Below are 21,540 nucleotides of genomic sequence, written 5' to 3'. Positions count from 1 at the left end.
ATGATGAATGATGAATGATGAATGTCTGGCTTTGAGGCCTTCATCGTTCACTGTTCACCATTCATTATTCATTGTTCATTATTCATTTAAAATTCGGGCAAAGTTAATTACTTTTTTGGGTGTAATGCCAATGTAGGTGTTGGGGTGTAGTTCGGCCGGGGCGCGGGAGCAGGTTTTACCCCCAATACTTCCGCCATAAATGTGGCTGTAGCCTGATAGACACCGTTCAGGTCTTTGGACGTGAAGTGCGACGCGATGACATGGTCGCCGGACTCCGGAAAAGCCATTTTTTGCTTCTTGTCGGCTGGGGTACCGAGTTGGTCGAACATCTCCAGCATGGCCGGCACCGACACTACTTTGTCCTGATGCTCCTCGTCTTTGTAGTAATAGCCCATAAATACCGGTTGCTTTACCTTAGCAAAGGTCTCGGGCGTCATGAACTTATCGAGCATGGTCTGAAGAGTAATCAGGCCATTGGTATGGTATTGGGTCAGCCAGTAGTTGGCACGGTCTGGTTGGTAATGGGTAACTTTTACGTGTTCCGAGCCCATAATGCCGTCCATAATCTGCTTGCCCCAGGGGCGGGTCACCAGTTTGAGCGCTGGGTTAGCGACCGCAATGCAGGGGGAGTAGAGTACAATGCCGTGAATTTCGGGATGATGAGCCGCCAGGTAGAGCGTCAGCATACCGCCGGCCGAGGTGCCGATCACGATTACTTTTTCACCCAGCGCTTTACCGATGGCCAGCGCCGACTCTGCCGAAGCGGTGTAGGTAGCCGGAGTCAGGTTCTTTAACGCATCCGACGATTTGACGCCATGCTCAAACTCCCGCCCCAGGTAAAGGTTGCAGCCGAAATGTTTCGCCAACTGTTTATGCACGGGGTCCCCCTCGGCCCAACTGGCCCCGAAGCCGGGCAGATAAACCAAGCTGTAGGGTGTCTTCTGCTTGTGCAGACTGTCTGCCCAGACGATGCGAGCCTGGTTGTCGGGTTTGAGGCCGGCTTTGCTTTCTGACTCGCTGATTTGTGTTTCCAGGACAGATAGATCCGTCGATACCACAGGAATATTTTCGGCAACAGGCCCCGGCTGTACAGTCGGACCTACCAGATAAGCGATAACCAACACGGCCAACAACAGACCAAACCATTTCAGAAACGTTTTCATGCGTACTCCTTTATATCCATTCTGATACGCCAGTCTTTGGGCAGGTAATTGTTAACGCGGTTGCCCACGCCTTTGAGCCAGCCCAGGTTCAGGCCCTGATAGCGGGCCAAGAGCCAGCCACGCGTTTGCTCATTCAGCACCAGGCTTTCCTTTTTGAAATACCGGAGGGCCTCTTCCCGGCTCAACTCAATACCAGGCAATTCCGGGTTGACAGCTGTGCTGAGCGCCAGGGCGTGAGACGGGATAAAGTCGTTGCCTTTAAACACGCCCATATCGACGCCAAAGCCTTTGTTACGCAAAGCCAAATCTACGGTAATTAATTCTTTTTCAAGTACTACCGGAACGGCAATTATCTCCTGATTGGGTTTTTGCCAGTAGGAGAAATCGTTGGGGTTCGCCAGCCATTCAGCCAGAACCTTAGCCTGTCTGGCATGAACGGGTTTCATGCTTTTAAAGCCTCTGGGCATGTTTTTCTGAGAGTTGTAAACCTCGGTCTGTTTCTGAAAGATGCTGATAAAAAAGCCTTCGCCCCTGACCCGGTGCGGATAGCACTGGTATCCATACGCCCCCTCGTATATTTTTTCCACGACGCCCCATTCGGCGGGTAGTGTCAGGCGTCGACTAGTGAATTGCTGTCCGGTCAGCCTGTGCGCATTTTCGGTGTTTTCCTTATCGTTGTAGGTACAAGTGCTGTAGATAAGCAGCCCTCCCTTATCAACCAATGGCGCGGCCGCCGACAGAATGCGTTTCTGCCGCGCCGAACACAGGTCTACGTTCCCTTCCGACCATTCTTCTACCGCATCCGGATCTTTCCGGAAAAGCCCCTCGCCGGAGCAGGGTGCATCCACCACCACTACGTCAAAAAAGCCGGTCAGGCCCGCAAAATCGTCCGGATCGTGGTTACTAACCACCACATTCGGATACCCCCATTTGTCGATATTCTCCCGCAGCACCGGCACACGGGTACGTATAACTTCATTGCAAACCAGCAGGCTTTCCGGATGCAGCATAGAAGCCAGCAGCGTACTTTTGCCACCCGGTGCGGCACATAAATCCAGTACCCGCAACGGCCGGCCCATTTTAGCCGTTTGCCGGATTGCTTCGGCCAGCAGCATGGAGGAGGCCTCCTGCACATAATACGCTCCGGCCTGAAAGAGCGGGTCGAGCGTAAATACAGGGCGTTCCGGCAGGTAATAACCCGTGAAGCACCAGGGTACCCGGTCCACCGAATCTGTCGGCAGCACACTTTTTCGGGGATTGACCCGAATGCTGACGGGTGCCTCCTGGGTCAAGGCAGCCTCAAACGCAGGATACTCGCTGCCGAGTTGCGCCTGCATACGTTCGCGGAAAGCCTGCGGAATGGTATTCATGCGGCAAAGGTCCCTACTCCGGCGGATTTTTCCTAAACTTGCAGTACAACCTGTACAACGGAATGTAATTCCTGTTTAAATATATAGACTCACAATAACAGCCGGAATGTAATTCCGGGGTACAGCAGTATGCGCGACCGCTTTAAGCAAATTACCACCTTTATTTTCGACGTAGATGGCGTATTGACCGATGGTACCGTCAACGCCCTGGAGTCAGGAGAGCAGTATAGAACGTTTTACATACGGGATGGCTACGGTATTGAACAAGCCATTAAGGCCGGTTACAGAATTGCCATTATTTCGGCGGGGAATCAGGTGGGCGTGCGCAGACGACTGGAGTTTCTGAAGATAAAGGACATCTTTATGGGTGGTCCCACCGACCAGAAAGTAAATGCCTACATCGGCTACCTGACCCGCGACGGTATCCGGGAAGAAGAAGTCCTCTATATGGGCGACGACCTGCCCGACTACGAAATTCTGAGCCGTAAAGCCTTACTAAGCACCTGCCCGGCCGATGCAGCCGACGAAATCCAGGGCGTCTGCGATTATATTTCTCCCAAACCCGGTGGAAGGGGTGCCGTTCGCGACGTTATCGAACAGGTGATGAAAGCGCAGGGAAAATGGGGGACGTGGCTAAAGCACGGCGGTAGTTAAGAGTGTGGCCTACCAACTCTCGACCAACTCGTCAAAGCGTTCGAGCAGGTATTTGCTTTTGGGGCCGGGTTTGCCTTCGCCAATGGTGAGGTCGCCAATCTCTACAATAGGCAGGACTTTCTTGGTAGTGCTGGTGGTAAAGGCTTCGTCGGCATCGTAAAGATCAGACAGCAGCACCGGGCGTTCTTCTACCTCAAAATCTTCCTGCGCCAGTTGCATAACGGTCCGGCGGGTAATGCCGTGGAGAATATGCCGGTTAGGCGTGATCAGGCGCTGGCCTTTAATGATAAAAAAGTTGCTGCGGCTCAGTTCGCTTATCTCGCCGTTTTTATGGTACAGTACATCCTGTGCCCTGGCTCCCCGAATGGCCTCGGCCAGCAGAATGACCCGTTTGTAATCGGTGCTTTTCACCTCGGCCATTTCGCGCACATAATCATCCAGAATCACCCGAATGCCCTGCTCGTACTGCGCGGGAGTTACCGGGTGAATGTCCTCCGTTATAATCAGCAGGCTGGGTTTGACAATGGATATGCTATCCGGTGAGTCCCCGCCGGTGAGGACAAAACGTATGGCCGCATCCTCCAGATTACTGCGCCCAAGCAGATCCATGACTATTTTATAGGTCTGGTCTTTAGTCAGCGGCAGGCGCAGGTGCATACGCAGGGCCGAATTCTGAAAGCGGGTCCAATACCAGTCCCACTGGAATGGCCGGCCGTTGTAGGTACGGAAATAATCAAACAGGCCGTAGCCGCGTAGCAGTCCGAGGTCAAATACGCCTACGCCAATCTGGTCGACAGGCTGAATGGTGCCGTTGTAATAACCGTAATGGTGCATGTCCGAAGACGTTTGAGTTTAGGGTTTGAGGTTGCTTCGCCCCTGGTCAACTATCTGGCGAAGCAACTTCAAACCTGAAACCTTAAACTTCAAACGAGTTTTTTGTATTTGATACGATGCGGGGTGGCGTCGGTGCCCAGGCGCTTCCGGCGGTTCTCTTCGTATTCGGTGAAGTTGCCTTCGAACCAGTATACCTGCGAATTGCCTTCAAAAGCAAGAATGTGGGTGGCAATGCGGTCGAGGAACCAGCGGTCGTGGGAGATGACGACGGCGCAACCGGCGAAGTTTTCGAGACCTTCTTCCAGCGCCCGCAGCGTGTTTACGTCAAGGTCGTTGGTGGGCTCATCGAGCAGCAGCAGGTTGGCTCCTTCTTTGAGCAGCATGGCCAGGTGAACGCGGTTCCGCTCCCCACCCGACAGGTTACCCACTTTCTTTTCCTGGTCGGAACCGGTAAAATTGAAACGGCTGACGTAAGCGCGGGCATTTGACTGCTTACCGCCCAGCATCACCCACTCGTTACCGCCTGAAATGGTTTCAAAAACACTCTTATTCGGGTCGAGGTTATCGTGCTCCTGGTCGACGTACGCCAGCTTTACGGTCTCGCCCACGGTAAACTCACCCGCGTCTGGTTTTTCTTTGCCGGTAATGAGTTTGAACAGCGTCGTTTTACCCGCACCATTAGGCCCGATGATACCGACGATACCGCCCTGGGGGAGATTAAACTCCAGGTTTTCAAACAGGAGTTTGTCGCCATAGGCTTTGGCTACATTGTGCGCTTCAATGACTTTAGCGCCCAGACGCGGTCCGGGTGGAATAAAGATTTCCAGCTTTTCTTCTTTCTGGCGACCCTCTTCGCCCAGCAGTTTTTCGTACGCGCCTAAACGCGCTTTCGACTTGGCCTGACGGGCTTTCGGGGCCATACGCACCCACTCCAATTCGCGCTGAAGCGTTTTCTGGCGCTTGGATTCGGTCTTTTCTTCGTTTGCCAGGCGGTTCTGCTTCTGTTCCAGCCACGATGAATAGTTGCCTTTCCAGGGGATACCTTCACCCCGGTCCAGTTCCAGAATCCAGCCGGCCACATTATCGAGAAAATAACGATCGTGCGTAACGGCAATCACAGTGCCTTTATACTGGCGCAGGTGTTCTTCCAGCCACAGTACCGATTCGGCATCGAGGTGGTTGGTCGGCTCGTCGAGGAGCAGTACATCCGGCTCCTGAAGCAGCAACCGGCACAGGGCTACCCGGCGTTTTTCACCACCGGAAAGGTTACCAACAATGGCTTCGGAGGGCGGCAGGCGCAGGGCATCCATGGCCCGCTCCAGCTTGGTATCCAGTTCCCAGGCATTGTGTGCGTCCAGCTTTTCCTGCACTTCGGCCTGCCGGGCAATCAGTTTATCAAAGTCGGCATCGGGGTCGTTGAAGCCTTCGTTTATCTGGTCGAATTCCTTCAGTAGGTCCACCACTTCCTGAACGCCCTCTTCCACAACCTCTTTCACCGTCTTAGCCGGGTCGAGCTTCGGCTCCTGCTCCAGCATTCCTACCGAATAACCGGGTGAGAAAACGACATTGCCCTGGTAGTTCTTATCAATGCCCGCAATGATGCGCAAGAGTGTGGATTTACCGGAGCCGTTGAGACCCAGAACACCAATTTTAGCACCGTAAAAGAAGGAAAGATATATATTCTTTAGGATTTGTCGGTTGGGCGGAATAATTTTACTGACGCCCGCCATAGAAAATATAATAGCTTCCTGGCTCATTATGTAGTTAAATTTGTGGTGGGCAAATATCGAGAAATAAACCCATAGCTCAGCTCAATTCAGGAAAATAATGGAAACCGCTTCTCTGGTAGATGAATACGGTTACGTCAAAGACGGAAAGGTATTTTTAAAAGGCTACCACAACTACCCGGACCGCCAAATCGGTGAGGTAAAAAGAACCGAGCAGGAAGCACTAGACTATTTCAAAAATCGCTTTGTCATCGCTCAGAACAAAGTGAGCCAGTTGGAGCAGGAAGTCGAAGAAGCTCAGAACAAAGGTTCTTACCTGACCAAGCTGGTTCAACTGCGAAAAAAGCTGCTGGGATTCGATGCCATCGGCGATTTCATCCCCCTGCTCGAACGGCTCGATGACCTGGAAGTCGTTTTGACGGACCTGATAAAGAACAATCAGCTTAAAAACCTGGAAATTAAACGGGCATTGCTGGCGGAAACGGAAGAGGTAGCGAGTAGTAATGACTGGAAGGCGACGGCCGATGCGCTCCAGGAAATTAAAGCGAAGTGGATTAAAACAGGCCCCGTCGATAAAGCGATGGAAACGGAGATTGAAGGCCGTTTTCAGGAGTTGCTCGACGGCTTTTTCCAACGCCGTCGGGAGTTCTTCAATGAGCAGAACAAAGTTATTCAGGAACGCCTGAACCAGTACGATGACCTCATCCGGCTGGCCATCCGGGCTTCGCGGAACCAGGACCTCGACGCGGCTTATCAGGAGGTGCGCCGGTTAAATAATCTTTGGAAACAAGTCGGCGAAGTACCCATTAAAAAGAGTGGTAAGCTGTACAAGCAGTTCAAGCGCTTCACCACCATGGTTTTTGATAAGTACAATGCCGCCAAAGGTATTGTCATCAAGAAACGGGTCGACCCGCGCATTGAAGCCCAGATGAAAATGGCCGACGAGGCCGAGCGCCTGGCTAAGCAGAAAGACATTTTCCAGGCGGCCGAACGCGCCAAGCAGTTGCTCAATAGCTGGAAGGAAGTGAAAGTGCCGTTTAAGCTCCAGGACAAGCAGTTGAACGAGCGTTTCCGGGCCGCCTGCGACAAGATATTCGAGTTGAGCTATCTGCACCGGGTGCTGGCCCGCAAATATCCGGCTTTTGATTTGAAGAGCCAGTCGGAGCAGTTGCGCACCAAGATTCGGGAGATGGAATACCTGATTCGGCGGGAAAAAAGCGACTTGCAGATTGCCCAGCAGGATGCCGGTATGCTGAATCCGGAGAACGAGCAGGATAAAATGATTCTGAACAAGATTAACACCCAGAAACGGAAAGTGGCGATGAAGGAATCGATACTAAAAGAGTTTCAGTCCCAACTGACCGCTGCCGGATATTAACTTGATTTATGAATTAACAGAAAAGCCACGGAGCGCTCCGTGGCTTTTCTGTTTGTAAACCGAATGGTCTGTGCCTGTGTTAATACGGTATGAACACGACAACCTACAAGCCCATTGACCCTGGGTTTTACGAAGAAATAAAGTCGGCGGTTGCCCAGCGGAAACTCGTCCGGATGGAATACCTGACCGACCTGCATGAATACATCCGCGCCGATGCACTGCTCAAACGAATATACACCGAAGACGATGCGGAATACATCGAACTGGCCTCCGGTGCGACTATTCGTCTGGACAAGATTGTCAGCATAGACGGTAAGCTTTCGCCGGACTATCCGGGTTACGAGAACTTCGCCTGTAGTCTTTAACTGATAAGCTCGAAGCCGCAGTATGGCACCAGCACCGATGGGATGCGAATACCGTCGGGCGTTTGGTTGTTTTCCAGAATAGCGGCCAATATGCGGGGCAGCGCCAGTGCGGAGCCGTTGAGGGTGTGCAGCAGTTGCGTTTTCCCGCCTTCGGCTTTGTAGCGTAGCTTCAGGCGGTTGGCCTGGTAGCTCTCGAAATTGGAGACGGAGCTAACCTCGAGCCAGCGCTGCTGTGCGGCCGAGAAAACTTCCATATCGTAAGTCAACGCCGAGGTGAAGCCCATATCGCCCCCGCAGAGCCGCAGTACGCGGTAGGGCAGTTCCAGCTTTTGCAGCAGCGACTGCACATACTGGCTCATCTCCTCCAGCGCCTGGTACGACTCTTCCGGCTTGCGAATCTGCACGATCTCTACTTTATCGAACTGATGCAGGCGGTTAAGTCCCCGCACGTGAGCCCCCCAGGAACCAGCCTCTCGGCGGAAGCAGGGCGTATAGCCGACGTTTTTAACGGGCAGCTCGCTATCGGGCAAAATTATATCCCGGTAGAGGTTGGTAATGGGCACCTCGGCGGTCGGTATCAGGTACAAATCATCTTCGGTGATGTAGTACATCTGCCCTTCCTTGTCGGGCAGCTGACCGGTACCGAAGCCGGAGTCTTTGTTGATGACGATGGGCGGCTGAATTTCCAGAAAACCGGCGTTCAGCGCTTCGTCCAGGAAAAAGTTGATGAGCGCCCGCTGAATACGGGCACCTTTCCCTTTGTACACCGGAAAACCGGCACCGGTAATTTTGTTGCCCAGCTCGAAGTCAATGATATCGTACTTCTTGATGAGGTCCCAATGAGACTGAGCAGATTCAGGTAACGAGGGTATTTCGCCGTGCTGGTACACCACCTCATTGTCTTCGGCGGAGCGGCCTTCGGGAACGCTGCTGTGGGGCAGGTTAGGTATGGTCACCAGCACATCCTGCACCTGCTGCTCTATACTTTTCAGCGCGTCTTCGAGTTCTTTGGAGCGGCTTTTCAGTTCGGCGGTTTCGGCTTTGGCGGCATCGGCTTCCGCTTTGTTACCGGCTTTCATCAGGGCACCAATCTCTTTCGCTTTAGCGTTGGAGCGGGCCAGCACATCATCTAATTCTTTCTGGGTATCCCGGCGCTGCTGATCCAGACTGATAATCTGCCCAACAACCTGTTCGGCATTGGCAAACCGTCTCTTTTGCAGACCGGCTATAGTGATTTCTCTATTCTCGCGGATGAAGGAAAGTTGAAGCATCTTAAGCAGGTAATAATTGCCTGAGGGCAGTTATGAATTGTTCGGTTTGGTCTAACAGGGGAATTATCTCATCTTCGGTATATTAAACGAAGTTCCCATAATCTCCACTCTGACGGGTATTGAATAAATGGCCGTATATTTTGCTATATCGGACGTCCAGCTTACCTGTTTTGATAAAATGCAGTCCAAGCATCTGCTTAGCTCCATCGTGTGAGGTAATCTTTATCCCCTCCTGTACCATTAGCGCAACGACCATATAATAAGCGGCATAGTACAGACGGTTGGCCGCACTATTCCAGCCTTTCAGCGCAATCAGGGATTTGGCGTCTGACAACGTTTCCTGAGCACGAGCGATTCGATAGGCTATTTCCTGCTCTTTGAAGTCGCTCATACGGGTCGGCCCTCCTCCAGAACATTCCAGTAAAAGGGTGAAAACTGCTGCTTGGTCCACTCCTGCTTTGAATGCACTACCGGATTTATGATTTCCCCTGTAGCTAATTCCAGTTCAGTGAACATATCCCAAATATCATACTTAAGCTGTAGCGTGAGTTCTTTCTCGGTGAGCACCAAAAAATCCCAGTCTGAATTACGGCGCTGGTTATTTCTGGCCCGCGAGCCAAACAGATATACCTCAGCTTGTGGGTCAATCGCCAGTACCTGGGCTTTGACTTGTTGCAGGAAATCAGCTTTGCTTAGGCGCTTCATAGCAGGCAGGATGTTCAACAGCAAAGGTAGTAAACTTAGCCACCGAATGATTTTACAACTATCCGATGGCTAAGTTTGATAGTCCCTTACAACCCAAACAGCCCCTCATTCAACGCGTTCAGCGCCTGGGCCTTGTAGTTGCCGTGGATAAGGAGCGATATGTTCTTTTCCGAACCACCGTACGAAATCATGCGAATTGGGATGTTGCGCATGGCTTCCAGTACCTTCAGGGCAATGCCTTCGCGGTCGGCGCTGAAGTTGCCGACAATGCAAACGATACACTGATCATAATCGGGCTCTTCGAGGTCGCAGAAAGTGCGGAGTTCTTCCATTATCTGCGGCACATTCTCCGGATTATCGACAGTAACCGATACCGACACCTCCGACGTGGCAATCATATCGACCGGCGTTTTGTACTTCTCGAAAATCTCGAAAATTCGGCGCAGGAAGCCGTAGGCGTTCAACATCCGGGTGGAGTGGATGTACAGCGCCGTAATGTTGTCCTTGGCAGCTACGGCCTTGAATACCTGGTCGCTGGTGTCGGTGGCGATAAGCGTACCGAAAGCTTCGGGCTCCATTGTATTCTTCAGTCGGACGGGTACACCGTATTTCCGGGCGGGTGTAATTGTGGACGGGTGCAGAATCTTGGCTCCGAAATAGGCTAATTCAGCCGCTTCATCGAAGGTCAGCTCGCGAATGGGCACAGTCTTTTTGACAATGCGTGGGTCGTTGTTGTGCATCCCCGAAATATCGGTCCAGATCTGGATTTCTTCCGCCCGGATGGCACCGCCAATCAGAGAGGCCGTATAGTCGGAGCCTCCTCGCTTCAGGTTGTCAATTTCCCCGCGTGGGTTGCGGCATATGAAGCCCTGGGTAATGATAAGCTGTTTAGCCTGGTGCTGCGGCAGCATCTCGGCCAGTTTCTGCTCGGTATAATCAAGTTCCGGTTCGTTATCGGCATCAATGCGCATAAACTCAAGGGCCGGCAGCAGCACTGAGCTTTCGCCACATTCGTCGAGGTACGCCTGGAACATCTGGGTACTCAGCAGTTCACCTTCTGCTACGAGTTCTTTCTCCTGCTTCAGGGTATACGGCTTTATCTTGGTCAGCGACCGTATGAAGCCAAACTCGCTATCGACAATTTGCTGCCCTTTGGCCAGTCCCTCCGGCGTTTGGTACAGCTCTTTAATGAACGAGTCGTAATGGGCTTTCAGCGCATCAATCTTCTCGTGCGCTTCGGCATCGCTATTGGCTTTGAGTGACTCGCCAATAGCTAATAGGGCGTTGGTTGTACCGGATAAAGCCGAAAGAACAACTATTTTCCGACCGCTATCGGCGGTAATCAGCGTTCGGATGGAGTGCATACGCTCGGGCTTTCCCACCGAGGTACCGCCAAATTTCCAGACTTGCATGGAAGTAAATGTGTGATTGAGTGAGTTTAACTATTCTGTATCTGCTGAAAGAGGCCAAGCATCTTAATGGCCGTCATGGCGGCTTCGTCGCCTTTGTTGCCGTGCTTCCCGCCGGCGCGGTCGAGGGCCTGCTCCTGGTTGTTAGGCGTCAGCACGCCAAAAATGACTGGCTTGTTGGTTTTCAGGCTGACGTTGGTCAGGCCCTGCGCTACGGCGTGGTTGATGTAGTCGTTGTGTTTGGTTTCGCCCTGGATGACGCAGCCGAGGCAGATAACGGCATCAATGTCGTCGCGCTGCGCAAACCATACTGCACCAGTACTTAGCTCGTAACTGCCGGGTACGTTGGCGCGAATGATGTGTTCGGGCTTGGCCCCGTAGGTCAGCAGGGTTTGGTAGGCTCCCTCGAACAGGGCTTCGGTTACTTCGGCATTCCACTCGGCAACGATCAGGGCAAAGCGTCGTTCGCTAATGTCCGGCAGGTTTTCGGTGGAAAATACACTTAGGTTTTTATGGGCAGACGACATAGGGAATCAGGAGTTAGAACCAGGATTTTTACAGAATTTGAAGGATTAACAGGATGAAGGTGGCACAAGCCTACAGCTGATTTGTAGCTGGTACAATAAAAAAGGACAAAGCCTTTGGCCGGCTTTGTCCTTTCGCTTAGGTTCTGTATGCCTACGCTACTTACTCACCGGCAGTGGCTTGCAGCACCGATTTATATTTCTTCGCGTTAGGCGCTTCGGCAGATGTCGGGTATTTCTCCAGAATCTGGTCGTATGTCCTGATAGCCTCCTCGCTCTGCTTATTCTGCTCGTAGGCAACAGCAAGCTTCATCAGATACGCAGGCGTAAAAAATTTGTTCTCTTTATAATCGGCGGCTTTTTTGTAGTAGGAGATAGCCTCATCGAAGCTTTTCTTCTCCATATAGGCATCGCCAATCAGCGAATACGCACGGGCCTGTACCAGCAGGTCCGACGAACTGAAATCTTTCAGGTGCTCAATGGCATCATCATATTTACCCTGCTTCAGTAAGGCGGTACCGGCGTAGAAATTAGCCAGGTTACCGGCTTTGGCGGCACCGTATTCATCAGCAATCGCTACCAGACCGGGGTTAGCACCATCGCCGGATAACGCTTTCTTCAGCGAATCGGCCTCAAACTGGTACACCGACGGAAACATTTCTACCTGGGCTTCTTCATCCTGGCTGCTTACGTACAGGCGATAGCCAACAAAGCCGGCTACCAGCAGCACAACGGCCGCAACTGTCCCTAAAATAAGATTACGGTTCTTCTGAAAGAAGTCCTCGGCCTTCTCCAACTGGCCCGCCAACGCATCCGGGTCTTCCAGAAACTCCAACCCCGTGTTCTTTTTGCTCATACCGATTTTAATTTGGATTGCAAAATTACGAATATTTGGAATTATGGAAAAGGGTACAGCCGAAAACTTCAACGATAACTTTCTTAGGCAGTTAGCTCCCGCACCGCCATTACCTCCGATTCGCGGACGCGCCTGATCTGGTGTGGCAGCAATATCTCCACCGACAACGGTTCACCGGCCAGCGTGGCAAACTCCACTTCGTAGGCCCGGTGGTTATTCAAAACGGTGATTATGGTTCCTATATCTCCTTTTTTCAGCTTACCCGATTTCAGGTCCTCCTGCAGGACCACCAACTCAAACTCATTCATGACGCTTTCAGTAGTGTGGTTACATAGTAGAGTAACCTGCGTTTTTGTCTGGTTGTTTATGAAAAAAGCCTCATCAGACGAGCTAATGAGGCTTTTTTCATAAGAATTCTTTCAGCGCCTACTCCATCAGAAACGGATAATCTTTCTGGACATAGACGTCTTTAAAGGCTTCTTCCGGCTCCGGATACGGCGACTCCTCGGCAAACTTCACCGACTCATCTATCTGCGCCTTTATCTTCTTGTCAATCGCGCCCAGCTCTTCTTCCGTAGCCAGACCGAGTTCCAGAATTTTGGCTCTGACCTGTTCAACCGGATCGCGCTGCTTGTACTGCTCCACCTCGTCTTTGGTCCGGTATTTCTGCGGATCAGACATAGAGTGGCCGCGGTAACGATACGTCCGGAACTCCAGGAACGTCGGTCCTTCACCGGCCCGCGCCCGTTCGGCCGCCCGGCTCACGGCTTCGTGAACCGCTTCGACGCTCATGGCATCGACCGGCTCCGACGGCATATCGTAGGCTTCACCAATGGTGTACAGCTCGGTTACGTTGGAGGTACGGGCTACCGATGTTCCCATGGCGTAGCCGTTGTTTTCTACCACAAAGATGACCGGCAATTTCCACAGCATAGCCATATTAAAGGCTTCGTGGAGGGCTCCCTGCCGAACGGCACCATCACCGAAGAAACAGATGCAGAGGTTCTGCGTCTTGTTGTACTTCTCCGCAAGAGCAATACCCGCTCCCAGCGGAATCTGAGCACCCACTATACCGTGACCACCCATAAAGTTTACCTCCTTATCGAAGATGTGCATGGAACCACCTTTGCCCTTTGAGGAGCCGGTCTGTTTGGCATACAGCTCGGCCATCACGGCCTTGGGGTCGGTGCCGAGCGCCAGCGGGATGCCGTGGTCGCGGTAGGCGGTAATCCACTTATCGTCTTTTGTCAGCGCCGTATACGAGCCTGACGAGCAGGCTTCCTGACCAATATAGAGGTGACAAAAGCCCCGGATTTTCTGCTGACCGTAGAGTTGCCCGGCTTTTTCTTCAAATTTCCGTTGCAACTGCATAGACTCGTACCAGTACAGATACCGCTCTCTGGGGTGTTGCGTTTTCGTAGCAGTCGGCGAATCGTCGCCTGGTTTCTTTTTCTCTTTGACGCTTGCCATGAGTATATATTCAGTGTAATCAGCAGATACGACCTGTCGGTTAGATGAACAAACGACCTGTATCTTTGTTGCCAATAGCGGCCTACTCACACCGGAAAGTCCGGCATATCGGCGGCCGCGAAATTACACATTATCCCGCTAACAACCATACCGATGCATTTGGAAAAACTAAGCCTGACTAATTTTAAGAATTACGAAGATGCCCAATTTACCTTTGGACGGCAGGTGAACGTAATTGTCGGGCCAAACGGCAGCGGGAAGACCAATCTACTGGATGCGGTATACTTTTTATCGTTAAGCAAGAGTGCCTTTCATAATCAGGATGCTCTCAGCATTAATCATCAGGCCGATTTTTTCATTGTCGACGGTGTGTTTAGCAAGGAAAATCGCAACACCCAGATAACCATCAGTCTCCAGCGGGGACAGCGCAAAATGCTGCTGGCGGATAAAAAGCCATATGAGCGTGTAAGCGAGCATATCGGCCGGTTTCCGGTGGTGCTTATGGCCCCTAACGATACCGACCTGGTGCGCGAACACAGCGAAGACCGCCGACATTTTTTCGACGGGGTCCTCTCCCAACTCGACCCCGAATACCTGCGCGATTACCTCATGTACCAGCAGGTACTGAAACAACGCAACAGCCTGCTCAAGCTTTTTGCCGAGCGTAACTACCTGGATGAGGAACTGCTGGAAACCTACAACGAGCCGCTGCTGCAACTAGCCCAACGCATCTACGAGCGCCGGAAACGCTTCGTCACCGAATTTCTGCCCTCGTTCCGGAAGCACTATGCCTACCTGAGCCAGGAGCGCGAGACGGTAGACATCATCTACGAATCGGAGGTGGGCAACGAGGAGTTCGCCAAGGACTTCCGGCGAAACCGCAACCGGGATATTATGCTGCAACGCACCACCAAAGGCATTCACAAAGATGATTTTGTGTTTGAAATTGGTGGTGTGGCCCTGAAGAAGTTCGGCTCGCAGGGGCAGCAAAAGACCTTTGTGATCGCGCTGAAACTGGCCCAGTTCGACCAGCTACAAGCCGAGAAAAGCACCAAACCCATTCTGCTGCTGGACGACATCTTCGACAAACTCGACGACCGGCGCATCGGCAAGCTCATTCAGCTCATGGACAAAGGCGTATTCGGCCAGCTCCTCATCACCGATGCCCGCCCCGAACGTACGACGGAGTTACTACAAGCCGTGAAGGCGGATGTCAAGTTCTTTCATGTAGAACAAGTCTGAAGTATGTAGTTAGGTAGAGCCACCAATGTTTGAATAAGCAAAGCAACTTCAAACCGCCGGACGGCCCCGCTCAAACCTCAAACTACTCCTTATGCCAGCCCCAGAACGACAGCCCAACCCAGGCGTAGGTGCCGCGGTGGTCGCCGTTTTTATGGAGCATGCTGGTGAGGTTGCTGAATCCCAGCGCCAGCGGGCCTACTCGGGCCGACATACCTACCGCTACCCGCTGATTACCGTCGATAATGGATACCGGAAAAGCCACTTCAGCATCGGCATCTTCAAAACGGGGGGTAACAATAAGCCGGTCCGGCATGGACGCCGTGCTGCCCGAAACAGCACTCATGTTTTTCAGGTACGTTCCGTTGAGGTAAAAGGAACGGGCCAGCCGCAGATCGGCTTCCAAATGCAGCATGCCGGGTAGTTCAATGGTCATGGCACCGCCGGGCCGTTCGGAGGGCGCGCCGGGAGCTACCGTAGGAAACTGACTCACAATATCATCTCCTAAGCGGTCAAGGTCTTTTTGAAAGAGTACCGTGCGGGTCGAATTCCCGCTTAGCTCGCGGCTCTGGCTACCCGAAAAGCGCAGGCTGCCGCTATTCATAACAGCAGCCGATAAGCGGAGCAGGTAGGCGGGTCGAAGGTCGGCAAAGGGCGTTTCGGCATTGTAGGCACGACCGCTAATTTCTTTACCGATTTCGTACGTCACGCCCGCGTCAAACGCCCAGCCGGTACCATAGCCGGGTGCCGAAAGCTGGAACTCCTGCCGGGGTGCGGTGCTGTTCAGTACGTATTGAAAGCGGTCCAGCACCAGTGACTTTTCGTCGGTAACATCCTGTTGAATCCGGTAATTACCCGTTAGCTGTAACTGACGGTACACGCCACCAAACAGCCGCCGACCGGTAGCCCCCACACTCAGCCGGTGCCATTTGCCTTCAAATACCCGCAGACCATAGGTAAGGCCCACTTCAGCGTACTGCTGCTGAGCTATAGTGGCATTCAATGCGCCCGAACCAGGTGTTACCCGCCGATCGTACAAACCGTATCCATAGGCGCGGGTCAGGGGTAACGGCAGGGCCTGCCCGTATACAAAGCTTTGCATCCGGGTGTGCAGAGCAAACGCCTGCCGCCGGTCCGGGCTGAATAATACGGAAGGACCAATGATCTCGGACGTTACCGTATGGCGGGGAGCTTCGGTCAAAGAGCCGATCGATTGTAAGTCCCGGTACAGCTTATCGCTGTATGGTATTCGAATGATGTGGAGAAAATCATTGGTGGCCATTTGGCGGAAGTACCGGTTGGTGATGCTGGAGCCAATGGTTCCAACGACCTGATAGCGATAGCGGGAACCCGCCACGGCGGAGGGGTTTTGCAGTATTCGGTAAACACCACCGTAGTTGCTGCCCATCAGGCCGGGCATATGCTGTGCCTGCGTAGCGGCTGTGGCTAACAGCAGACACAAGCATCCAAACCGAAGATTTTTTGTCATAGGAAACCAGTTTCGGCGGCTAATATGGCGCAAATGTACGGGTGCAGGCAAGCCTCAGCCTAAGTTTACCAGGGTAACCCTCCTTATACCAAAGCCATCCCTAATGAATATACGTCTATGGCAACACTGAACTATTACAAGAAAAAATTTTGCTTTTTATGAATACATCAAAAGAATACTTGCATCATGATGAATAAATGTAAAATTTTATACGGTCTTATAGTAGACAATAAAACTTATTATTAAAAACCTATCCGTAGCGTATGAAACACGTATGCTTTCTATTGGTGGGGCTTTGGCTTGTGCCGTCGCTCTTGTTCGGACAAGCCCGAAGTATCACCGGCAAAGTCACCTCCGCCGAAGATAATACCGCACAGCCCGGCGTTTCGGTGACCGTAAAAGGAACGACCGTCGGCGTGATTACCGGCCCGGACGGCAGTTATCAGATCAACGTACCGGCCGATGGCAAATCGCTGGTTTTCTCCTCCATCGGCTTTCAGGCGCAGGAGGTGCCAATCGGTAACCGCAGCCAGATCGACCTTGCGCTCAAAGCCGATACCCGGCAGTTATCGGAAGTAGTCGTAACGGCCGTGGGGATTGCCCGCGAAAAAAAAGCGCTGGGGTATTCGGTGTCAACCATAAGTAGTGCCAAACTGGCGCAGGTATCCGAACCGGACCCTCTGCGGGCGCTGACGGGCAAAGTGGCCGGGGTAAACATCCAGAGCTCAGGCGGGGCCGCCGGAGGAGCTACCAACATTACCATTCGCGGTAACTCTTCGCTCTCCAATAACAACCAGCCACTGTTTGTAGTCGACGGTGTTCCGTTCGATAACTCGACCTTTAATACCGATGGCGGCTATTCGGGTGGGGCTACGTTCACCAACCGGGCGTTTGACCTCGACCCCAACAACATCGAAACAATGACCGTGCTGAAAGGAGCCGCAGCCGCAGCGTTATACGGTTCGCGGGCTGCCAATGGAGCCATTATTATCACAACCAAGAACGGACGCAAGAAAACGCGGAAAGGTCTCGAAATAGCCTATAATACATCTTACTCCCAGGAGAGCATTGCCGGACGACCTGAGTTTCAGACCTCGTATGGCCAGGGAACCGAGTGGGATACGCGATATGGTGTATTTGGATCGTGGGGCGCACCGTACACCGCCTTCGACTCCACCCTGCACCCACTAGGGGTTCGCTTTCCGTCGGTATTCCCGGAGTTGGTTGGCAAAAAAGTGAAATACCAGTCGTTTGCCCAGCAGAATTACGACAACTTCTACGGGAAAGGCCATGTCTACGAAAATGCCCTGTCTATCTCGGGCGGCAGCGAAAAAAGCAGTATGACAGCCGGTTTTTCGCGCACGTCCAACAACGGTATTGTGCCGTTTAACACCATCACCCGCACCAGTTTCAACATCGGCGGTAACGCGCAGCTCGACAACGGATTCTATATCAATGGGTCGATGAACTACGTGAATACCGATCAGCGGTCACCCCAGTTGGCAGCCTCGAACGGGAGTGGGCCGTCGGCCATTGAAATTCTGCCCTGGACACCCACCAGCTATGACCTGACCAATTACCCTTACGCCAATCCGCTGACAGGTGGTAGCATCTACGACAGGGCCGGTATCGACAACCCATACTGGTCTGTCAATAACAGCCCCTTCACCAGTAAGGTCGACCGCTATTTCGGCAAATTTACCCTCGGTTTTGATCCGCTTTCGTGGCTGAACGTCCAGTATACGGCCGGCTTTAATGCCTATACCGACCGCCGGCGCAGCGTGAACGGGCGCGGTGGCGAACTCTTCCCGAACGGAAACGTAACTGACGATAACATCTACCGCCAGGAACTCGACGGCAACCTCCTGATTACGGCCGACAAGAGTTTCAATGATGACTGGAACCTGCGGGCCATTGTAGGGCAGAACATCAACCAGCGGATGACCGATCGGCAGGTCGTCTTTGGCGACGGCATTATTGTGCCAGGCATCAACGACCTGGACAACACCCGCACTCAGCTTACCAACGGTGGTAACCTGCTCAAGCAGCGATTCGTTGCGTTTTTTGGTGATTTCTCCCTGGCCTACCGCAACTTCGCGTTCCTGAACCTGGTGGCCCGGAATGACATTTCGTCGACGCTGCCCAAGGGAAACCGAAGCTACTTTTATTCCGGAGCCAATGGCTCGCTCGTCTTTACTGACCTGGTCAAAATACCGGCACTCTCGTTCGGAAAAGTACGCGTAGGTTATACGGTGGTGGGTAACGAAGCCAGTCCGTACCAGACCCAAACGCTGTTTAACATCAATCCCACGTATACGAACCCCTCGCCCATCGACAATGCCGCTCCCTTCAACGGTGTGAATACCATGACGCAAAGCAACCGGCTGGGTAGCAGTACGCTTAAGCCCGAATTTATCCGTGAGTTTGAGACCGGCACCGAACTCCGCTTCCTGAACAACCGGGTTGGCGTAGACTTTACGTTCTACCGGAAGACCAGTACAGCCCAGATTTTTACCGTCGATGTAGCCCCCTCGTCGGGCTACACCTCACGAGTGGTAAACCTGGGTAAAGTGCAAAACCAGGGCATTGAATTAGGAATAGACGCAACACCGGTGCAGCTTCCCAACGGTTTTAAATGGAACATCAACGCGGCCTTTACCCGTAACCGCAACCTGGTGCTGGATCTGGGCGGTCCTACAGAGCTGACATACAGCGGCATAACCGCTTCGATGAGCAGCATTCACGTAGTCGGTCAGCCATATGGGCAGATTCGGGGTGATTACTATCTCCGCGACGACGAGCGTAACCTGCTCATCAATCCGCTGACGGGAAAAGCCATTCTGGCCGACCGGCAGGGACCCGTGGGTAACCCCAATCCGGACTTTATCCTTGGCCTGACCAACACCTTCACTTACAAAGGTTTTACGTTCAATTTCCTGTTCGACTGGAAACAAGGGGGCGATATCCTGTCTATTTCGGTATCGGAGATGCTGAGCCGGGGCGTAACGCGTGACAACGAAGACCGCTATCAGGTGCTGGTGCCGCCGGGTGTATTGGGTGATCCCAACACGAAAAAGCCTATTCTGACCGCCGATGGCAAAAAGCAGCCGAACAACATCCCCATTTCGGTGAACGAGTTCTTTTTCGGAACCGGGGCATTTGCGGGTAGCCAGGGTACGGCCGATGAATTCCGGGTTTTCGACGGTACTGTATTCCGGTTGCGTGAAGTAGGTCTGGCTTACCAGTTACCGACCAATTGGCTGGCAAAAACGCCGTTCGGCTCTTTATCGCTTTCGCTTACCGGCCGCAACCTGTGGTACAAAGCACCTAACTTCCCCAGGTATATGAACTTCGATCCGGAAGTAAACTCGCTGGGTGTGGGTAATGCCCAGGGATTTGATCTGGTTGCCATCCCGACCACCCGTCGACTTGGTGTTAACCTGCGCGTAACATTTTAATGGTCAACAGCCGTAGCTACTTTGTTAATCCGAACTATGAAAAAATTTCTTACCCTCAGTACGGCCGTAGTTCTGGCGGTGCTGACTAGCAGTTGCAATAAATTTCTAGACATCAACGTCGACCCGAATACGCCCGCTCAACCGGTTTTAGACCTCCTGCTGCCCGCTACGCAAGTATCAATGGGCATTCAGATCGGCGGCAGTGCGCTCAACCGGGTTTCAACGGTGGTTATGCAGCACGCGACTCAGAACCTGTCCAGCCGGTTCGACTTTAGCGGCACTACCTTCCAGACCGCCTGGAACAACCTGTACGCCGAAGCGCTGACCGATATTGAACTGGTAATCAAGCAGGGGACAGAGCGCAGCCAGTGGGGCTATGTTGGCATTGCCAAACTGGAAAAAGCGTATATCTACAGCATCATGGTAGATCTGTGGGGCGACGTACCGTTTACCGAAGCATCCGGTGGCGAAGGTAACCTCAACCCCAAGTTCGACAAGGGCGAGGATATTTATAAGGCCGTGTTTGCTCTGATCGACGAAGGCATTGCCGATCTGAACAAAACGCCGTATCTCTCACCCGGCAACAGCGACATCATTTACCGGGGCGACCGTACCCTTTGGATTCGGATGGGGAATAGCCTGAAGCTGAAGCTGCTTAACCAGATCCGGCTGATTCCGGCCGAAAAAGACCGTGTTATCCGGGACATCAACGCGCTAATTGCCGGCAATAACCTGATCAGCACCAACACGCAGGATTTTACCTTCCGCTTTGGCTCGACCGAGACGCCCCAGAACCGGCATCCGATCCATATCAGTGATTACCGGGCTACCAAAGATTTCTGGATGGACCAGGGCTTTATGGAGCGGCTCTATAACACCGACGACCCGCGCCTGCGCTATTACGTATACCGCCAGACCAACAATGCCGGCGTGAGCTTCACCCGTACCAGCAACGGTTATGGTGGTCGCTATACAGGTGACCCCACCGGCGCGCCGGCCGATAATGCCGTGCGGGCTACGTTTGGTATTTACCCCTACGGCGGGCTGTACGACAACAATCCTATTACCGGCTTGCCGACAACAAACCAGTTCCTGACCAATGTTGGCACCAACAGCCCGGCCGCTCACCGTGTAGTGGGTACAACCGATGGATCAGGAGCCGGTATTTTCCCGATGATTACCAACACGATGGTAAACTTCATTCTGGCCGAAGCCGCCCTGACACTTGGTACGCAGGGGAACGCCCGCACTTACCTGCAAAACGCCATTACCGCCAACCTGAACAGCATCAACAGCTTTGTGCAGTCGGCCGGTAATTCTGGGACCCCACTGTCGGCAGCTATCATTACGGCGTTCGTAAATAACCGGCTGGCGCAGTTTGATGCGGCCGATAATGCCGGTAAGCTTAACGTGGTGATGACCGAGAAGTACATTGCCATGTTCGGTAACGGCATTGAATCGTACAACGACTACCGGCGTACGGGTCTGCCGACACTGATGGCACCCATCTCGCCGTTGAACCCATTCCCGCTGCGGTTTACCTATTCGCTGCGTGAGCTCACTACCAACAGCAACGCCCCGGCGCAGAACCAGTTAACCAAGCCTGTATTCTGGGATTTGTAATCACC

General features: G+C 52.8%; 19 protein-coding genes. 6 read left to right on the top strand and 13 right to left on the bottom strand.

Annotation, left to right across the window (positions count from 1 at the left end; genetic code table 11):
* Positions 1-107: 107 nt before the first annotated feature.
* On the bottom strand, positions 108-1,163 hold the full coding sequence (locus ABD931_RS19400; RefSeq protein WP_345269553.1) for an alpha/beta hydrolase: 1,056 nt from the start codon (positions 1,161-1,163) through the stop codon (positions 108-110).
* Positions 1,160-2,533, bottom strand: a complete 1,374-nt coding sequence (locus ABD931_RS19395; protein ID WP_345269552.1) for a methyltransferase RsmF C-terminal domain-like protein — start codon at positions 2,531-2,533, stop codon at positions 1,160-1,162. Before ABD931_RS19395 ends, ABD931_RS19400 begins: the two co-directional genes overlap by 4 nt.
* A 129-nt stretch (positions 2,534-2,662) precedes the next feature.
* Between ABD931_RS19395 and ABD931_RS19390 the strand changes: the two genes are divergently transcribed.
* Positions 2,663-3,187, top strand: a complete 525-nt coding sequence (locus tag ABD931_RS19390) for a KdsC family phosphatase (RefSeq protein ID WP_345269551.1) — start codon at positions 2,663-2,665, stop codon at positions 3,185-3,187.
* A gap of 9 nt (positions 3,188-3,196) precedes the next feature.
* Here the strand turns inward: ABD931_RS19390 and ABD931_RS19385 are convergent, their stop codons facing one another.
* On the bottom strand, positions 3,197-4,021 hold the full coding sequence (locus ABD931_RS19385) for an aminotransferase class IV (protein ID WP_345269549.1): 825 nt from the start codon (positions 4,019-4,021) through the stop codon (positions 3,197-3,199).
* A gap of 89 nt (positions 4,022-4,110) precedes the next feature.
* Positions 4,111-5,778 carry an energy-dependent translational throttle protein EttA gene (gene ettA, locus ABD931_RS19380; RefSeq protein WP_345269548.1) on the bottom strand — a complete coding sequence of 556 codons (1,668 nt, stop codon included), beginning with the start codon at positions 5,776-5,778 and terminating at the stop codon, positions 4,111-4,113.
* Positions 5,779-5,848: 70 nt separating this feature from the next.
* Here ettA and ABD931_RS19375 point away from each other — a divergent pair, with 70 nt between their 5' ends.
* Both ABD931_RS19375 and ABD931_RS19370 read left to right on the top strand, forming a co-directional pair.
* Positions 5,849-7,126: a DUF349 domain-containing protein gene (locus ABD931_RS19375; protein WP_345269547.1), complete on the top strand. Its 1,278-nt coding sequence runs from the start codon at positions 5,849-5,851 to the stop codon at positions 7,124-7,126.
* A gap of 89 nt (positions 7,127-7,215) precedes the next feature.
* Complete coding sequence (locus ABD931_RS19370) at positions 7,216-7,491, top strand: hypothetical protein (RefSeq protein ID WP_345269546.1); 276 nt, start codon at positions 7,216-7,218, stop codon at positions 7,489-7,491.
* Here ABD931_RS19370 and serS read toward each other — a convergent pair.
* From serS to pdhA, 8 genes are all read right to left on the bottom strand, one after another.
* Positions 7,488-8,762, bottom strand: coding sequence for a serine--tRNA ligase (gene serS / locus ABD931_RS19365; protein ID WP_345269545.1), 1,275 nt, complete (start codon positions 8,760-8,762; stop codon positions 7,488-7,490). The genes ABD931_RS19370 and serS overlap by 4 nt on opposite strands.
* An 82-nt stretch (positions 8,763-8,844) precedes the next feature.
* Positions 8,845-9,153, bottom strand: coding sequence for a HEPN domain-containing protein (locus tag ABD931_RS19360; RefSeq protein ID WP_345269544.1), 309 nt, complete (start codon positions 9,151-9,153; stop codon positions 8,845-8,847).
* Positions 9,150-9,467, bottom strand: coding sequence for a nucleotidyltransferase domain-containing protein (locus ABD931_RS19355; protein WP_345269543.1), 318 nt, complete (start codon positions 9,465-9,467; stop codon positions 9,150-9,152). The genes ABD931_RS19360 and ABD931_RS19355 overlap by 4 nt, the downstream gene beginning before the upstream one ends.
* 86 nt (positions 9,468-9,553) lie before the next feature.
* Complete coding sequence (locus ABD931_RS19350; protein ID WP_345269542.1) at positions 9,554-10,879, bottom strand: aspartate kinase; 1,326 nt, start codon at positions 10,877-10,879, stop codon at positions 9,554-9,556.
* A 26-nt stretch (positions 10,880-10,905) separates the two neighbouring features.
* Positions 10,906-11,403 (bottom strand): 6,7-dimethyl-8-ribityllumazine synthase, encoded by a 498-nt coding sequence (gene ribH / locus ABD931_RS19345; RefSeq protein WP_345269541.1) that lies wholly within the window; start codon positions 11,401-11,403, stop codon positions 10,906-10,908.
* A gap of 160 nt (positions 11,404-11,563) precedes the next feature.
* Positions 11,564-12,256 (bottom strand): tetratricopeptide repeat protein, encoded by a 693-nt coding sequence (locus tag ABD931_RS19340; protein WP_345269540.1) that lies wholly within the window; start codon positions 12,254-12,256, stop codon positions 11,564-11,566.
* Positions 12,257-12,339: 83 nt separating this feature from the next.
* On the bottom strand, positions 12,340-12,564 hold the full coding sequence (locus ABD931_RS19335; RefSeq protein ID WP_345269539.1) for a DUF4926 domain-containing protein: 225 nt from the start codon (positions 12,562-12,564) through the stop codon (positions 12,340-12,342).
* Positions 12,565-12,682: 118 nt separating this feature from the next.
* A complete protein-coding gene (pdhA, locus tag ABD931_RS19330) occupies positions 12,683-13,726 on the bottom strand; it encodes a pyruvate dehydrogenase (acetyl-transferring) E1 component subunit alpha (protein WP_345269538.1) in 1,044 nt (347 codons plus the stop codon).
* 153 nt (positions 13,727-13,879) lie between these two features.
* Here pdhA and recF point away from each other — a divergent pair, with 153 nt between their 5' ends.
* Positions 13,880-14,968: a DNA replication/repair protein RecF gene (gene recF / locus ABD931_RS19325; protein ID WP_345269537.1), complete on the top strand. Its 1,089-nt coding sequence runs from the start codon at positions 13,880-13,882 to the stop codon at positions 14,966-14,968.
* An 82-nt stretch (positions 14,969-15,050) separates the two neighbouring features.
* On the opposite strand, the gene ABD931_RS19320 is transcribed toward recF, so the two are convergent.
* Positions 15,051-16,454, bottom strand: a complete 1,404-nt coding sequence (locus ABD931_RS19320) for a DUF5723 family protein (RefSeq protein ID WP_345269536.1) — start codon at positions 16,452-16,454, stop codon at positions 15,051-15,053.
* A 263-nt stretch (positions 16,455-16,717) separates the two neighbouring features.
* Between ABD931_RS19320 and ABD931_RS19315 the strand changes: the two genes are divergently transcribed.
* Entirely contained in the window at positions 16,718-19,912 is a 3,195-nt protein-coding gene (locus ABD931_RS19315; RefSeq protein ID WP_345269534.1) for a SusC/RagA family TonB-linked outer membrane protein, read from the top strand.
* 36 nt (positions 19,913-19,948) lie between these two features.
* On the top strand, positions 19,949-21,535 hold the full coding sequence (locus ABD931_RS19310; protein ID WP_345269533.1) for a SusD/RagB family nutrient-binding outer membrane lipoprotein: 1,587 nt from the start codon (positions 19,949-19,951) through the stop codon (positions 21,533-21,535).
* Positions 21,536-21,540: the final 5 nt, after the last annotated feature.

The organism is Nibrella viscosa (assembly GCF_039541875.1).
GTDB lineage: Bacteria > Bacteroidota > Bacteroidia > Cytophagales > Spirosomataceae > Nibrella > Nibrella viscosa.
The sequence above is the reverse complement of the archived record's forward strand: the minus strand, read 5'-3'. Positions and strand labels throughout refer to the sequence as shown.

What these genes read in the sequence shown, in the direction of transcription:
- ABD931_RS19310 (WP_345269533.1), top strand. Translation starts at nt 19,949, where the DNA reads ATGAAAAAATTTCTTACCCTCAGTACGGCCGTAGTTCTGGCGGTGCTG.
- recF (WP_345269537.1), top strand. Translation starts at nt 13,880, where the DNA reads ATGCATTTGGAAAAACTAAGCCTGACTAATTTTAAGAATTACGAAGAT.
- ABD931_RS19395 (WP_345269552.1), bottom strand. Translation starts at nt 2,533, where the DNA reads ATGAATACCATTCCGCAGGCTTTCCGCGAACGTATGCAGGCGCAACTC.
- ABD931_RS19320 (WP_345269536.1), bottom strand. Translation starts at nt 16,454, where the DNA reads ATGACAAAAAATCTTCGGTTTGGATGCTTGTGTCTGCTGTTAGCCACA.
- ABD931_RS19335 (WP_345269539.1), bottom strand. Translation starts at nt 12,564, where the DNA reads ATGAATGAGTTTGAGTTGGTGGTCCTGCAGGAGGACCTGAAATCGGGT.
- ABD931_RS19375 (WP_345269547.1), top strand. Translation starts at nt 5,849, where the DNA reads ATGGAAACCGCTTCTCTGGTAGATGAATACGGTTACGTCAAAGACGGA.
- ettA (WP_345269548.1), bottom strand. Translation starts at nt 5,778, where the DNA reads ATGAGCCAGGAAGCTATTATATTTTCTATGGCGGGCGTCAGTAAAATT.
- ABD931_RS19355 (WP_345269543.1), bottom strand. Translation starts at nt 9,467, where the DNA reads ATGAAGCGCCTAAGCAAAGCTGATTTCCTGCAACAAGTCAAAGCCCAG.
- ABD931_RS19350 (WP_345269542.1), bottom strand. Translation starts at nt 10,879, where the DNA reads ATGCAAGTCTGGAAATTTGGCGGTACCTCGGTGGGAAAGCCCGAGCGT.
- serS (WP_345269545.1), bottom strand. Translation starts at nt 8,762, where the DNA reads ATGCTTCAACTTTCCTTCATCCGCGAGAATAGAGAAATCACTATAGCC.
- ABD931_RS19400 (WP_345269553.1), bottom strand. Translation starts at nt 1,163, where the DNA reads ATGAAAACGTTTCTGAAATGGTTTGGTCTGTTGTTGGCCGTGTTGGTT.
- ABD931_RS19315 (WP_345269534.1), top strand. Translation starts at nt 16,718, where the DNA reads ATGAAACACGTATGCTTTCTATTGGTGGGGCTTTGGCTTGTGCCGTCG.
- ABD931_RS19385 (WP_345269549.1), bottom strand. Translation starts at nt 4,021, where the DNA reads ATGCACCATTACGGTTATTACAACGGCACCATTCAGCCTGTCGACCAG.
- pdhA (WP_345269538.1), bottom strand. Translation starts at nt 13,726, where the DNA reads ATGGCAAGCGTCAAAGAGAAAAAGAAACCAGGCGACGATTCGCCGACT.
- ribH (WP_345269541.1), bottom strand. Translation starts at nt 11,403, where the DNA reads ATGTCGTCTGCCCATAAAAACCTAAGTGTATTTTCCACCGAAAACCTG.
- ABD931_RS19390 (WP_345269551.1), top strand. Translation starts at nt 2,663, where the DNA reads ATGCGCGACCGCTTTAAGCAAATTACCACCTTTATTTTCGACGTAGAT.
- ABD931_RS19370 (WP_345269546.1), top strand. Translation starts at nt 7,216, where the DNA reads ATGAACACGACAACCTACAAGCCCATTGACCCTGGGTTTTACGAAGAA.
- ABD931_RS19360 (WP_345269544.1), bottom strand. Translation starts at nt 9,153, where the DNA reads ATGAGCGACTTCAAAGAGCAGGAAATAGCCTATCGAATCGCTCGTGCT.
- ABD931_RS19340 (WP_345269540.1), bottom strand. Translation starts at nt 12,256, where the DNA reads ATGAGCAAAAAGAACACGGGGTTGGAGTTTCTGGAAGACCCGGATGCG.